Raw genomic sequence first — 13,717 nt, 5'->3', positions numbered from 1 at the left:
CAAACCCCAAACGAGTGAACAGTTTGTTATTTTCCCTGGACGTATTTGGCGTCGAACAGAAAGAGTCGCAACAGGAGAATGAGCGATGGCACAAGCAATAACAAACCAGCAATAAAGCCAATGACTAAGGCCAGACCCATCTCCGGGCTGTTAATGCTGTCGGCAATCGTAATATACGGATAAAGCAGGTACGGCAAGTGTGACACCCCATACCCCCAAAACGCAAAGCCGAACTGAAGCAGTACCATGACGAATGACCAACCGTAGTAGCGTCTTTTCAACAGCAAGGCTAAAGCGATCAGAAAACACGCAAACGACAAGAGGAATAGCCCGCTCACATCAAGCATGTTGGTAAAATGCTCGGGATTGTGCGTACGGATCGACAAGAATACGAGAAAACTTGCAAAAATCGTAGGCAAACTCCACACAATGGCAAATGAGCGAAGCAACGTCGTCGCTGCTCGGTCCTGCGCTTTTTGAGCATAGTAGGTTAAAAAGCTGGCGCTAATGAACAGCACACTGACCAGCGCCAGTAAAACCACTGCCCATGCATACGAACTGGTTGCCAATTCACCCATTAACAGCGTAACTTTGTTCTCCCCCACTTCGATAAATCCACCTTCTGAAATGGTCAAAATAGTCGCCAATGAAGCAGGGATCAAAAGCCCTGTCACACCGTAAATCAGATGGTACAGCAGGCTGTCTCTCGCTCCATAATGGGCAAATGCGTAAAAGGAACCTCGAAGAGAAAGCAGAACAAGTGCGATACTGCCTGGAACTAATAATGCCGTTCCATAGTAGTAGGCTGTATCAGGGAAAAACCCGACAAGACCCACGATAAAGAATATCAAAAAGACATTGGTTACTTCCCACACGGGCGACAGGTATCTGGCTATGATGCCGTTAATGATATGGTCCCGCTTCGTCAGCTTCGAGTAAAACGAGAAGAAACCCGCTCCAAAGTCAATGGATGCCACGATAATATAGCCGTACAGAAAAATCCAAAGCACGGTGATTCCGATCATTTCAAGCTTCATCGTTCTTCCTCCTCTCTCCCTATTTGCTCATATATGTGGCAAGCTCTTGTTCAATTGGTTTTTTCCTGAACATGCGGATCAGCACCATCGTGCACACAATACCCAGGAAGGTATACAAAGAAGCAAACAGCAACAGCATTTCTCCCACATTTGCGGCCGTTGTTGCGGCATCGTTGGTTTTCATGTACCCGACTAATATCCAAGGCTGACGACCAATCTCAGCGAAGATCCAGCCTAATTCAATCGCAAGCATGGAGAGCGGCCCACCCCAGAGAATTCCTTGCAGTACAGGGCGTGGTGTCACTTGTCGATTCCGTCTGCGGTAGAACAGATAGATCAGAGGAATGATGATCATATACGTACCAATCACGATCATTCCATCGAACAAATAATGGACAAACAGGGGAGGATGCTCATCCTTGGGTATGTCATTCAACCCAATAACCTCGCCTTTCAGTGAATTCGTAGACAAGATGCTCAAAAGATAAGGGATGCGAAGCGCATATTTCACTTCATTCGTTTCTTCATCATAAACACCACCCAGAATGAACTCCGCTTCCCCTTTTGTCTCAAAGTGCCACTCTGCGGCTGCCAGCTTCACTGGTTGGTATTTGGCCAAATACTTACCGGAAATATCTCCCCACACGGCCGTTCCAACGGAAAAAATCAAGGCGAGAACCACAGTAAACGTGAGCGCTTTTTGATAGTACTCGGTCGATCTTTTTTTCAAAAGCTGGTACGCTGCAATGGCTGCAAGGACAAATGCAGATGTTGCATAGGCGGAAAGGATGACGTGACCTGTCTTCGACGGTGTAGCGGCGTTAAACATCGCTGCAATCGGCTGTACATTGTGAATCGCCCCATCAATCAGTTCAAATCCTTGCGGCGCATTCATAAAAGCATTCACTGTTGTAATAAAAAAGGCTGATGCTGTGGAACCGATCACAACCGGAATCGAGAACAGCCAGTGGACATATGGATTGCGGAATCGATCCCACGTATACAGGTAGATTCCAAGGAAAATGGCTTCAAAGAAAAAGGCAAACGTCTCTAGAAACAGCGGCAGAGCAATTGCTTCCCCGGCAACTTTCATGAACGAAGGCCAGAGCAAGCTTAACTGCAACCCGATACAGGTCCCTGTCACCACACCCACGGCAACCGTCACCGTAAAGCCTTTGGCCCAACGCTTTGCCATCATGGTGTACATCGGGTCTTTTTTGCGGATTCCTAACCATTCCGCTATGGAAATCATGACGGGTATCCCAACACCCAACACAGCAAAAATAATGTGAAAACCTAACGTCAGGGAAGTCAGAATTCGAGCTAACATTGCATTATCTAATTCCATTGTTTCTCCCTCCTACTACATTCGGTATTTCTATACTGTGAATTTTATCACAATCTTTTCGTTTTAAATTTTAACACCGTGTATATAGTGTGAACATTCAGCGTCAACTCTGTTACGAATTTGTGATTATGAAAAACACCCTTCCATTTTTGTCGGGAAGGGTGTGGGCGCAAGTTATGCCTCATATTCAGTTATTCCTGACTCTTTGTATCTTCTGCTTTGATCTCAACCGGTTTCACAAGCTCTTGCTGATCCTTTTCCAAAAAGCCTGCAATCATCTTGTTCATATCCAAGCCGGATACGTCTTTAAGCATCTCTGGCAGTTGTGCCATCAACTTGGTTACATTCATACTCAGGCGATTTACCCCATCGCCTTGCCCGCCGCCTGCATCGACAATCGTTACCTTGTCGATTGCTTTCATCGGTTCAGCTACTTTGGCAGCAAGCTCGGGCAGCATTTTGGCGACGATATCCAGGACGGCTGCGTGACCGAACTTTTCGAAGGCTTCTGCCAACTTTTGCTTACCTTCTGCTTCCGCTTCCAGCTTCAAGCGAGTAACCTCTGCTTCCGAGGTACCTTTGGCACGCTCTGCGTCGGCAATCGCCAAACCTTCCAGGCGTTTTTGCTCAGCCTGTGCTTTGGCTTCTGCTTCGATCCGGTATTTCAAGGCATCTGCTTCCCGCATTTTCTTCGCTTTCTCTGCCTCAGCGGACTGCTCGACGGCATAACGGTCGGCGTCTGCTTTCTTTTTCACTTCGGCGTCGTATTGGCGCTCCCTGCGGAGAATTTCCTTTTCTTCCAGCTCGATTTCCTTCTGCTTGCGCACGATGTCAATCTTCATTTCTTCTTCCGTTACCTGTTGTTTGGTCATCACTTCTTGCAGTTTGTACGCCTGGTCGGCTGCTGCTTTGGCTCGGTCTTGTTCCTGTTTGTAGGAAGCGACCTTCAGTTCCTTTTCTTTCTCCGCTTCCGCAATGTTGGTTTCTTTGAGCAATTCCGCTTTACGTGCTTCTTGCTCTGCTTCCGCCTGTTTAATCCGTGCTTCCTTGTCAGCCTCTGCCTGTGAAATGACCGCATCCCGTTTCACCGCAGCAATTTGCGGGATACCCAGAGCAGCTAGATACCCGTTCTTGTCTCGTACATCTTTAATCGTAAAGCTGACAACTGACAAGCCCATCTTCTTGAGGTCTTTGGCAGCAACCGACTGAACTTCCTGAGCAAAACGCTCCCGATTCTTATAAATCTCTTCTACTGTCATGCTGCCGAGGATCGCACGAAGGTAACCTTCCAGCACTTCTTGCGCCTCACCTTGCAGTGCTTCATCCGATTTGCCCATAAACTGCTCGGCAGCGGTTGCGATATCTTCGATGGAACCGCCTACCTTGATAATCGCTACCCCGTCGGCCATGACCGGAACCCCTTGTTCGGTGTAAACTTCCGGCGTTGAGACATCGAGTTTATGGGATAGCAAACTGAGGAAATTCGCTTGTTGGAAAATGGGCAGGATGAACGCACCTCCGCCTCGCACGATCTTCATCTTGCGTCCCGATTCATCCGTCAACACATTCTTGCTTCCGAGATAACTGCCTGTTACGATCATCGCCTGGTCGGCACCGACTGTCTTGTATCTCGCCCAAAAGGCAATACCCAGAACTACCAGCACCGCAAGTACAGCTACGACTGTGATGAGAATCGATGGTTCTGTCAAACGGAACACTCCCTTATCAAATTCTTATATGTGCGGCTTTACGTACAAAACGTGGTCCTTGACTTCCACTACAATCACTTTGGTTCCCTCCGGTATCGGCTCCTTCAACCAGCTTGCAGCCATGTGGTTAGTCGTTCCATTTACCATTGGGATGACAATTTCTCCTAGACTAGTTGCAGGAACCGTCGTCCATACTTCTCCAACCCTGCCCACCAGTTGCATGATGGAGTACCCTGTTGATGTTTCCGCATGATTCATTGGTTCAATCCAGATAAAATACGAAAGAATAGCGATAATGGCACCGCTTAACAAACTTAAGAGAATGGTAGTGAGCGTGGTGAAGGTAGTAAGTCTTGTAAGCAAAAATCCACTTCCCCCAAATACTGTAATCCCGCTCACCAGTGTCAACGGTTGGATAACAGGGATTTGAAAATGATCCAGCCACCCGCCGCTATCTCCAAAGAGCAACGTCACGCAAGCATAAAGCAAACCGAATCCGATACAGATAAGAAAAATCGTATCCAACATGCACGTTTTCACCCTCATTTCTTTTCTACAATGAAACTGCAGTTATCTGAGATGGTGCCTATCCTGTAATACGCATTTTTCTACATAAAGTTTCCAATATTTGTATAAATTTCACTATAGCAAATATTAACTTTTTTATGTTGACAATTCCGACCAGCACGCTTAGAATTAAAACCAATACAAAAATGGATGAATTTTCATAAAACTTAAAAACTCATCAAGAGTGGTGGAGGGACTGGCCCGATGAAACCCGGCAACCGGCATGACAACATGCAAGGTGCTAAATCCTGCAGAATCCAATTGATTCTGAGAGATGAATGTAGCGACCGTTAGTGTATGCGCCTTCCTCTACTCAGAGGAAGGCTTTTTTATTTCCCCATTTATCTAAAGGAGAGATGATGTACATGGCAGACCAACAGTGGAGACCAGAAACGATCGCACTACACGGAGGACAGGAGGTTGATCCGGTAACAGGATCTCGTGCCGTTCCGATTTACCAGACTTCATCGTATGTATTCCGTGATGCCGAGCATGCTGCGAATTTGTTTGCTTTGAAAGAGTTCGGAAATATTTATACTCGCATCATGAACCCTACCCAGGATGTATTCGAAAAGCGAGTTGCGTTACTGGAAGGTGGCGTCGGTGCCCTCGCAACATCGTCTGGTCAGGCAGCCATTACCTTTTCTATCCTGAACATCGCACAGGCAGGCGACGAGGTCGTGTCCTCCAGCAGCTTATATGGCGGAACGTATAATTTGTTTGCCCATACCCTTCCGAAGCTTGGCGTGAAAGTACACTTTGTTGATCAATCCAATCCAGAGAACTTCCGTGAAAAGATTAACGATAAAACGAAAGCTGTATTTATTGAAACAATCGGTAACCCACGTATTAACGTAGCTGATATCTCTGCTATTGCTGACATCGCCCATGAGAACGGCATTCCGTTGATCGTAGACAATACATTTGCTTCACCCATCCTCTGCCGCCCAATTGAACACGGTGCTGATATCGTCATTCACTCCGCTACCAAATTTATTGGCGGACATGGGACTTCCATCGGCGGTATTATCGTAGACTCAGGCAAATTTGACTGGAACAATGGCAAGTTCCCAGGCTTAACCACTCCTGATCCAAGCTACCACGGTGTCGTCTACTCGGAGGCTGTTGGCAACCTGGCATACATCATCAAAGCTCGTGTACAATTGCAACGTGACATTGGTGCTGCCGTATCTCCGTTCAATGCGTTCCTGTTCCTGCAAGGGCTGGAGACACTCCATCTGAGAGTAGAGCGTCACAGCCAGAATGCACTCGCTGTAGCCCAGTTCCTCGCCAGCCATCCGAATGTGGAATGGGTCAACTATCCGGGGCTAGAGACAGACTCCCAGTATCAGTTGGCGAAAAAATACCTGCCAAAAGGGCAAGGCGCCATCCTTACGTTCGGGATCAAAGGCGGCGTAGAAGAAGGCAAGAAGCTGATTGAGAACGTTAAGTTGTTCTCTCATCTGGCTAACGTGGGTGATTCCAAATCGCTGATTATTCATCCTGCGAGCACTACGCACCAGCAACTTACCGAGGAAGCACAGCGTCTTGCAGGTGTAAATCCAGAGTTGATCCGTCTCTCCATCGGTACAGAGGCGATTGAAGATATCCTCGAAGATTTGGATCAAGCATTGAAAGCTGCATTAGCCTAACCAAAACCAGATCGATCCAAAAAAGAGCTTCCCCTTCTCATAAGGGAAAGCTCTTTTCGTTTTACAGGTTATGCTATCTTTATTTTTTAGGTTAATTCGAACGGCTGCCATGTTCTAACACCATGAATTCTTTGGCACAATATGCTTGGTTGCCCACATACACCGTAGCCACGTAAGTTCCGTCGTTCTTCACAGGATAATCAAACGTAGAGAATCTTGCTAAGTAATGAGGTTCATCAACTTTATTATCAAACTTCAGTGTTCCATCTTTCATACTGAACACGTAGCTGACCGTGCCTCCATTCACGCCAGGCCCTGTAACTTCAAGGCGGACATCACTACGAGAGGCAGTTTCCAGTTGTCCTGATGGATCGTGTAGATGAAATTTAATAGGAACCGTCGACTTCTGGTGCAGAGTGAAGTTCTGATTGCTAAACGGAGGTTCGAAGCAGTCTCCATCAGGAATTTGTTGTTCGTGTCCAATCGCTTGAAAATCTAACGAAAATGCAGTTTGTTTTCTCTGAAACTCATTTCCTGCCTCATAAGGAAATTTCGCAACAAATGTAATATTGGCTTTCTGGAAGCTGGCAATCGTCCCCAAGGGGAGTTGATTCAGATCATGAAGAAGCCCTTCATATAGTTTGCCTTTGCTATCAGAAACAGTTAGCACAATTTGATTATAAAGTTCCTCTGAACCTGCTTGCTGGGTAGCACTAACCGAGTAATTAAAGTCAATATTCCCGTTATTTTGAACTTCCATGTTGGAAGTAATCCAATCACCTGGTTTCATATTATCCCCGATTAACAGCTCTGTGGAGGGATTCAAGTCCAGATCGATCTTATAGTTAGTCTCGTATGCTCCTGTACCTGCAAAGGGCTGATTAGCAGATAAAAAGGTGGTTACCCCTAGCAAAACGATTGAGCCGAGGATTAACTTCAACCGATACTTCCTCATACCTATCCCCCCTACTATAGCGACAAGACCAATTCGAAACTATCGTACCATGTAAAAATACCTATACACATCAGTCACGAAGATAGGTTCACCTACAACCAGAGTATGAAAGACAACCCATCCGCACAGCCAAAATAAAAGCACGGACCTTCACTCCTGATGGAAGGTCCGTGCCTCTGTATTGTTCATTATTTTTCAACACCTGCTGTTTGTGTGGCCTCCAGTTTAAATTTGAGGTTTACTTTATCACCTTGGAAGATATTCTGGTCTTGGCCATTATCATTGAACACAATTTTCATGGCGACCGTATCTATATCGCCTACAGGTAGATCCTTATCTTTCGTTTTATACAAGGAAGAGATATCGGGTGATTTCTTGTTATCCGTCAGTGCTTTTAATTCCTTTAATGTCTTATTGAGGACGATTACTTGCCCATCACTTGTAAGAAACTCTACGTTTAAGTGACTAGCGAAATCATTTGAACCGTTATCACCTTTTGCATCATCGATTGTGTAACTGGTGTGCATGAGAACATCCTTTATATCAAGCGTGCCACTGTTCATAATATCGAAGTATCTGACCATGAAATCGCCTGGCTTCAAGTTCTGCACGTCAAATGCAACAGTTGGGTTAACGGAGAGATCAAGTTTCCCCGCAGCAAACTTGTTATTCACCTCTGCTGTATCATTGAAGTAGGCATACGTGCCTCCACCGATCAATGCCGCACCTAAGCCTATGGAGACAAACGCCAGTGCGAACTGTTTTTTTAAGCTCTTCACGAATTGTTCCTCCTTTATTCTTTCTATTTATTTAATAAAGGTGGGTGCATATTCACCCACCTTCTCTCTTTGAGAGCCTTCTTGTGGCTCGTTACGATTATTTTTCTTCGCCTTCTGTTTGTGTTGCAGTGAGGTTGAATTTCAAGTTCATGGAGTCGCCTTGGAATTTGTTTTGGTCTGCGTCGTTATCAACGAATAAAATTTTCATGACCATTTCATCTTCATCGCCATTTTCCAAGCCTTTCACGCCATCGTACCATGCTGCGATATCGATGCCGCCTTCAGCTTCCATTTGGTCAGTCAGGTCAGACAATTTGTCTTTCCAGAATACCAATTCTCCATCTGCAGTCAGGAATTCTACACGAAGATGGTCTGCCAAATCTTCACCAGCGTTATTGCCATTTGCATCCGTAACTGTATAGTTCATTTTCATTAATACTTCATTAATATCCAAGGAGCCAGAGTTGATTAATTTGAAGTTTCTTTCCATGGAGTCGCCTGGTTTCAAATTGCTAACATCGAAAACTACTGTTGGATCTACAGAGAGATCAAGAGTCCCTGCTGCGAAAGTATTGTTCACTTCTGCTGTGTCACTGAAGTATGCAAAAGTTCCCCCACCGATAAGTGCTGCTCCTAATCCTACTGATGCTAAAGTAAGTGCGAATTGTTTTTTTAAGCTCACGTCTAATCCCTCCAAGTTTTTAATAGAAAGTAAACTCATTACTTCTTGTACTTCTTGTACTCATTGTACAAATTACCAAGTTATCCAACTTCCATCTCCGTGATGAAGTATGTATTCACATGGGTTGTAATTATGAATACAACTGGTTTATCTCTATTATCATCCTGAAGTATGAGATCAGGGTTCGATGAGTTCATTTGTTACGATCGCTTGTGTGCATCCGACACAATTACAAAAGGTAGGCAAATGCCCACCTTTTGGTAAATCATTCTTATTTTTCTTCGCCATCAGTTTGAGTTGCTTCAAACTTCCATTTCACGTCAAGTTTGTCGCCTTGGAATACGTTTTGGTCCTGGCCGTTGTCACGGAACTCAACTTGCACGATGATGTCATCCAGGTCTCCAGGAGGAAGGTGTGTGCCAGTTGCAGTGAAGTATGCTTCAGCGATGTTAGGGCGGTCAGATCCAGTCAATGCTTTCAACTCACTGAAGGACTTGTTGAATACTGGGAATGTTCCGTTATCCAGATTCCATTTCACGTTCACGTAGATGTGGTCGCCAAGGTCAGCATTACCGTTGTCACCTTTTGCGTCAGTTACATTGTATTCAGTAGTAAGGTACACGCTGCCGATGTCGAGCGTCCCGTTATTTTCGATTGTATAGATTCTGTTTGCCCAGTCACCTGGTTTCATGTCAGTAATGTCGAACACTACAGATGGATTTACAGCAAGGTCCAACGTACCAGCTGCGAATGTGTTGTTCACTTCTGCAGTGTCACTGAAGTATGCGAACGTTCCTCCACCGATGAGTGCTGCACCCAAACCTACAGAAGCCAAAGTAAGCGCGAATTGTTTTTTTAAGCTCATTATGAATCCCTCCATTTTTTAGTTAGCAATACCTGTTTGCTACTTGAATTTATTGTACTTGGAACCGAAAATCTTAACTTCCATCTTCGTGATGAAGATTTAGATCACACAAGTCGCAATTTCCCTACAACTGCCTTATCATCAATATCATCCTGAGGAATGATACTAAAAAACCTTCACCAAACTGCGGTGAAGGTCTCTTCCTTTATCAAGCTTATTTTTTGTCTTTTGGATTGGTGGAGTGTTCCTTGATCCAATCCAGTAACATCCGATTATACTGCTCGCGGGTAATTTCTCCTTTTGCCAGTTTCGCATGGAGTTCTTGGAGAAATTTTTGGAACTCCACAGGAATGCCAGGTCGTGTTGGCGGGGTGGTACTTGTTTTAGTGAAGCCATCAGCAGGTGGCTTCCTTACTTCCGCATTTGCCAGAGTAGGAATCGCCATGGAAAGCACGAGAGCAGCGGAAAGAAAACTCATTTTCCACTTGTTCACTCTATTTCACTCCTTTCTTGCCCATTTGCGATAAACCGCATTTTTGACCTTTTTATATTACATTTATTGTAAAATGCTGTGTATCCTCCCTGGGGTTGATTTTGCGATCTTCCTTTTATCCATTCCTATCGACCAAAAAAGGCAGGCATATGCCCACCTTTTCGTAAATCATTCTTATTTTTCTTCGCCATCAGTTTGAGTTGCTTCAAACTTCCATTTCACGTCAAGTTTGTCGCCTTGGAATACGTTTTGGTCTTGGCCGTTGTCACGGAACTCAACTTGCACGATGATGTCATCCAGGTCTCCAGGAGGAAGGTGTGTGCCTGTTGCAGTGAAGTATGCTTCAGCGATGTTAGGGCGGTCAGATCCAGTCAATGCTTTCAACTCACTGAAGGACTTGTTGAATACTGGGAATGTTCCGTTATCCAGATTCCATTTCACGTTCACGTAGATGTGGTCGCCAAGGTCAGCATTACCGTTGTCACCTTTTGCGTCAGTTACATTGTATTCAGTAGTAAGGTACACGCTGCCGATGTCGAGCGTTCCGTTATTTTCGATTGTATAGATTCTGTTTGCCCAGTCACCTGGTTTCATGTCGGTAATGTCGAACACTACAGATGGATTTACAGCAAGGTCCAACGTACCAGCTGCGAAAGTATTGTTCACTTCTGCAGTGTCACTGAAGTATGCGAACGTTCCTCCACCGATGAGTGCTGCACCCAAACCTACAGAAGCCAAAGTAAGCGCGAATTGTTTTTTTAAGCTCATTTTTAAATTCCTCCTAATGATTTTAGAAATATTATTTATGATTACTTGAAGCTTGGTAACAGAAGCCGTTAAGCCTTATTACCAACCCACAAGGTATCACCACAAGAGGTTTTCTCTTTATACTTGCGTTTTTGGATCGTTGGCGGACTTCTGATCTTCCGCCTCTTTCATCATGCGGAACAGCTTCCAGATTTGACTGACGATGATGTACAACCCAGGTACTCCAAGGAAAAGCAACATGCCTACTTTGGACTTTACGAAATCAATGATGTATCCAAGGTAAGGAACTGAGTACTGCACTTCGCCGATTAAGCGATCGGATGTGACCGGGTCCAAATCTTTACCATCGTTGGCGTCACCTTTGGTAATCAATTTGCCATCAACAATGTCGATTACTCGGTGAGTTATCGTTCTGTCTTCCAAATCTTTGAAGGTAACGATGTCTCCTTTGGCAACTTCCTGGAAGGTTACTGGTTTCACTGCCACGATGCTTCCCGTATCAAAGGTAGGGGACATGGAGCCTGAGAGAACCACCATGATTTCATTACCTAAGAGTGTTGTCTTGCCACCGTTTAACTTCCCGACGAGGAGAAAGCCGCTCAAGGCGATTACAAGGATCAGGAGAGTCGTTGTGAGAATCGAGATTGTTTTTTTCAAATAAACCACTTATTTATTCCCCCACTTTCCTTCGTTCCGGCTAGCCATTGGTGCCGTTCACAGTTTTTATTTTACGTTTTTTCCCAGTGTTCATCTTCCTGCATCAGGTTGATGGAAGTCTGAAAAAACCGGATGAACTCCAGATACAACTTGCACGACAATCTACTCATACTGAAGTATGAGATAGCCTCATCCGCCCGATAAATCATCATACCCGAGGTGGATACCGTAAAAAGTTTGGACATGTTAAGATTGGGAAAACAAGGAAAAAAGGACGTGTTTGTATGTTCATCCAACCAATCTCAAAGAGGTGGAAGCATACTAGTGATCATGTTCACTCTTACCAGCAATCGAAGCAGCCTCATCCCAAAACAGACCAGCCATTCTCAGAAAAAAGGATGCCACCCTCCGATGAAGTGACCGTATCGGACCGATCTAATCTAAGACTGCAAAATCTTCATTCACCGAGAAAACTCGAGCCGATAAGAGATGCAAGGGAGGCCCAGGCAATCATGGGTATAATCAAAAGCAAAATGATTGAACAGACGAAAACTACATTGTACGCACATGATGTCATCCCCAACAGTACGGTGCTAAACCTGCTCTCGCCTGCTTATCCAATCAGCAATAGCATTGACATTCAAATCCATGATTTCAGTACAAAAGCCCCCTGACGCCAGGGGGCTTTCCTTTTACTTTTCAGCAGCTACCATATTTGCTCCTGACGGTACAGGAACAGTTGAATCACCAGTTGGCGGTTCAGTTATTGTACTGCCGGCATCTGCGGTAGGTGGCTCGGTTGTCGTACCACCATCATCTGTCGTTGGTGGTTCGGTTGGTGTATCACCACCATCGTCGGTCGGTGGTTCTGTCGGCGGTTCCGTCGGTGTTTCACCATCATCTGTTGTCGGCGGTTCCGTTGGTGTTTCTGTTCCCCCATCACCAGTCGGAGGCTCCGTTGGTGTGTCTCCGCCCCCTGGAGGTGGGTTATCTGGTGGCACAACGACCTCTTCCACTACTGTCTCTTCATTGAAAATCGTTTTTAACCGGATCGGAATTTTCAAGTCATAAAATCCGCCCAGAGCCTGAATGCGCAGCTCACCCTTTTTCAATGTGGATTCCCACTCAACTGAATCCATCGTGTGGGCAATCCGGAATGCTAACCTTCCCTTGTTATCTTCATTTCCCTCAGGCATCGTAGCTGGCTCTATAACGATTGTCCCGGACCCAAGCCCTTCCACTTTAAAATTCTTCGGTGTCAGAAAAATGTCCGGACGTTGCGGGTAAAAAAAGATCACCTGCGAACCTAAAGAAACGGATGTTTTCACTTCTTTGGACTCGTTTGTCGTGCCGTCATCCTTCTTTTCTTTTTTCACCGAAACCTTTTTGTTCACTTTTGTCTCAAGCGTAATCGGTTCTGTGCTGACTTCAAATATATCCTCGTTTGTTCCCAGGCTAATCGGCTTGGAATAACTTTTCTCACTTGTTAAATAGGACAAAGTGGCGGTAGATGGGAGGCAAAAGTATAGAGAAGCTGCGACTGCGAAGAAAACTCCAACTTTTTTCAACGGATACTCCCTCCTAACCTCCATAAATAGCACCTGGTGTTGCTTGCTTCGCCAAAAAGCGGATAACCAGATCCGCCGAGAGCCCTTGATAAGAGGCATCAAGACCTTTCTCGGGTAAATAAACCGTAATCACAAAGTCCTTGTTTGGGTCTGATTTGGTCAACAGAGCTTCTGTTGCATGTGATTGCTGATCCTTTGGACCGTTGTTTTGCAACGTTAGCTGGTGAACCGGACCATCAAAAATGAGCTCATCTTTGTTTTCAATCCGAACACGAAGGACTTTTGCCAACTTCTCTGCAGAACCCGGCTTTTCCCCTTCCTTCACTTCTGCCACGATCCGATACACAAAATCAAGATCACTATTGCCTTTTGATAAAGTCGCCTCCAGCTTTCTCGCATCTCCTGGTATCATGTTTGAAAGATCAATCGCTTGATTTCCTCCCTCTACCACTTTCCAGTTGTCTGCGAAATGGCTGTGAGAAATATCGAGTAATCCTATCGCAAACTCGTGCCCCGCGTCTTTGGCCTCATTCCACACCCAGCTATACGTTGTGGAGGGTTGCACCCATAATGCGACGGTTACTCCGAAAAGAAAGACACCACTTACCCACCTGTCTCTCATTCTCATCACCGTCTG

Annotated in this window: 15 protein-coding genes and 1 riboswitch; of the genes, 2 read left to right on the top strand and 13 right to left on the bottom strand. The window is 45.3% G+C overall.

Going from position 1 to position 13,717, the window contains the following annotated elements:
• Positions 1-26: 26 nt before the first annotated feature.
• The 4 genes from ACPW7N_RS07450 to ACPW7N_RS07435 form a co-directional block, all read right to left on the bottom strand.
• On the bottom strand, positions 27-1,037 hold the full coding sequence (locus ACPW7N_RS07450; protein WP_425650409.1) for a cytochrome d ubiquinol oxidase subunit II: 1,011 nt from the start codon (positions 1,035-1,037) through the stop codon (positions 27-29).
• A gap of 19 nt (positions 1,038-1,056) precedes the next feature.
• On the bottom strand, positions 1,057-2,385 hold the full coding sequence (locus tag ACPW7N_RS07445) for a cytochrome ubiquinol oxidase subunit I (RefSeq protein ID WP_425650408.1): 1,329 nt from the start codon (positions 2,383-2,385) through the stop codon (positions 1,057-1,059).
• A 191-nt stretch (positions 2,386-2,576) separates the two neighbouring features.
• On the bottom strand, positions 2,577-4,094 hold the full coding sequence (locus tag ACPW7N_RS07440) for a flotillin family protein (RefSeq protein WP_425650407.1): 1,518 nt from the start codon (positions 4,092-4,094) through the stop codon (positions 2,577-2,579).
• 24 nt (positions 4,095-4,118) lie between these two features.
• Positions 4,119-4,622: an NfeD family protein gene (locus ACPW7N_RS07435; RefSeq protein ID WP_425650406.1), complete on the bottom strand. Its 504-nt coding sequence runs from the start codon at positions 4,620-4,622 to the stop codon at positions 4,119-4,121.
• Positions 4,623-4,833: 211 nt separating this feature from the next.
• Positions 4,834-4,942: riboswitch (SAM riboswitch) on the top strand.
• An 84-nt stretch (positions 4,943-5,026) separates the two neighbouring features.
• On the opposite strand from ACPW7N_RS07435, the gene ACPW7N_RS07430 reads away from it, so the two are divergent.
• On the top strand, positions 5,027-6,313 hold the full coding sequence (locus tag ACPW7N_RS07430; protein ID WP_425650405.1) for a homocysteine synthase: 1,287 nt from the start codon (positions 5,027-5,029) through the stop codon (positions 6,311-6,313).
• Positions 6,314-6,404: 91 nt separating this feature from the next.
• On the opposite strand, the gene ACPW7N_RS07425 is transcribed toward ACPW7N_RS07430, so the two are convergent.
• The 7 genes from ACPW7N_RS07425 to ACPW7N_RS07395 form a co-directional block, all read right to left on the bottom strand.
• Positions 6,405-7,268 carry a hypothetical protein gene (locus tag ACPW7N_RS07425; protein ID WP_425650404.1) on the bottom strand — a complete coding sequence of 288 codons (864 nt, stop codon included), beginning with the start codon at positions 7,266-7,268 and terminating at the stop codon, positions 6,405-6,407.
• Positions 7,269-7,456: 188 nt separating this feature from the next.
• Entirely contained in the window at positions 7,457-8,047 is a 591-nt protein-coding gene (locus ACPW7N_RS07420; protein ID WP_425650403.1) for a TasA family protein, read from the bottom strand.
• 97 nt (positions 8,048-8,144) lie between these two features.
• Complete coding sequence (locus tag ACPW7N_RS07415; protein ID WP_425650402.1) at positions 8,145-8,729, bottom strand: TasA family protein; 585 nt, start codon at positions 8,727-8,729, stop codon at positions 8,145-8,147.
• A 271-nt stretch (positions 8,730-9,000) separates the two neighbouring features.
• Positions 9,001-9,594, bottom strand: coding sequence for a TasA family protein (locus ACPW7N_RS07410; protein WP_425650400.1), 594 nt, complete (start codon positions 9,592-9,594; stop codon positions 9,001-9,003).
• A 214-nt stretch (positions 9,595-9,808) separates the two neighbouring features.
• The gene (locus tag ACPW7N_RS07405) at positions 9,809-10,087 is read right to left on the bottom strand and encodes an SHOCT domain-containing protein (protein ID WP_425650401.1); all 279 of its coding nucleotides are present in this window, start codon (positions 10,085-10,087) and stop codon (positions 9,809-9,811) included.
• A 174-nt stretch (positions 10,088-10,261) separates the two neighbouring features.
• Positions 10,262-10,855 carry a TasA family protein gene (locus ACPW7N_RS07400; RefSeq protein WP_425650400.1) on the bottom strand — a complete coding sequence of 198 codons (594 nt, stop codon included), beginning with the start codon at positions 10,853-10,855 and terminating at the stop codon, positions 10,262-10,264.
• 117 nt (positions 10,856-10,972) lie between these two features.
• Entirely contained in the window at positions 10,973-11,521 is a 549-nt protein-coding gene (locus ACPW7N_RS07395) for a signal peptidase I (RefSeq protein WP_425650399.1), read from the bottom strand.
• Between the two features lie 503 nt (positions 11,522-12,024).
• On the opposite strand from ACPW7N_RS07395, the gene ACPW7N_RS07390 reads away from it, so the two are divergent.
• Positions 12,025-12,186, top strand: coding sequence for a hypothetical protein (locus ACPW7N_RS07390; protein ID WP_425650398.1), 162 nt, complete (start codon positions 12,025-12,027; stop codon positions 12,184-12,186).
• A gap of 18 nt (positions 12,187-12,204) precedes the next feature.
• On the opposite strand, the gene ACPW7N_RS07385 is transcribed toward ACPW7N_RS07390, so the two are convergent.
• Both ACPW7N_RS07385 and ACPW7N_RS07380 read right to left on the bottom strand, forming a co-directional pair.
• Positions 12,205-13,080 carry a hypothetical protein gene (locus ACPW7N_RS07385; protein ID WP_425650397.1) on the bottom strand — a complete coding sequence of 292 codons (876 nt, stop codon included), beginning with the start codon at positions 13,078-13,080 and terminating at the stop codon, positions 12,205-12,207.
• A 13-nt stretch (positions 13,081-13,093) separates the two neighbouring features.
• Entirely contained in the window at positions 13,094-13,708 is a 615-nt protein-coding gene (locus tag ACPW7N_RS07380) for a hypothetical protein (RefSeq protein ID WP_425650396.1), read from the bottom strand.
• Between the last annotated feature and the right edge of the window lie 9 nt (positions 13,709-13,717).

This window comes from Brevibacillus nigriterrae (genome assembly GCF_049846925.1).
Taxonomy (GTDB): Bacteria; Bacillota; Bacilli; order Brevibacillales; family Brevibacillaceae; genus Brevibacillus_H.
This window is presented reverse-complemented; position numbering and strand designations above follow the sequence as displayed.

Excerpts from the sequence above, each read along its gene's own strand:
- ACPW7N_RS07450 (WP_425650409.1), bottom strand. The coding sequence starts at position 1,037 with ATGAAGCTTGAAATGATCGGAATCACCGTGCTTTGGATTTTTCTGTAC.
- ACPW7N_RS07445 (WP_425650408.1), bottom strand. The coding sequence starts at position 2,385 with ATGGAATTAGATAATGCAATGTTAGCTCGAATTCTGACTTCCCTGACG.
- ACPW7N_RS07435 (WP_425650406.1), bottom strand. The coding sequence starts at position 4,622 with ATGTTGGATACGATTTTTCTTATCTGTATCGGATTCGGTTTGCTTTAT.
- ACPW7N_RS07430 (WP_425650405.1), top strand. The coding sequence starts at position 5,027 with ATGGCAGACCAACAGTGGAGACCAGAAACGATCGCACTACACGGAGGA.
- ACPW7N_RS07425 (WP_425650404.1), bottom strand. The coding sequence starts at position 7,268 with ATGAGGAAGTATCGGTTGAAGTTAATCCTCGGCTCAATCGTTTTGCTA.
- ACPW7N_RS07410 (WP_425650400.1), bottom strand. The coding sequence starts at position 9,594 with ATGAGCTTAAAAAAACAATTCGCGCTTACTTTGGCTTCTGTAGGTTTG.
- ACPW7N_RS07400 (WP_425650400.1), bottom strand. The coding sequence starts at position 10,855 with ATGAGCTTAAAAAAACAATTCGCGCTTACTTTGGCTTCTGTAGGTTTG.
- ACPW7N_RS07390 (WP_425650398.1), top strand. The coding sequence starts at position 12,025 with ATGGGTATAATCAAAAGCAAAATGATTGAACAGACGAAAACTACATTG.
- ACPW7N_RS07380 (WP_425650396.1), bottom strand. The coding sequence starts at position 13,708 with ATGAGAATGAGAGACAGGTGGGTAAGTGGTGTCTTTCTTTTCGGAGTA.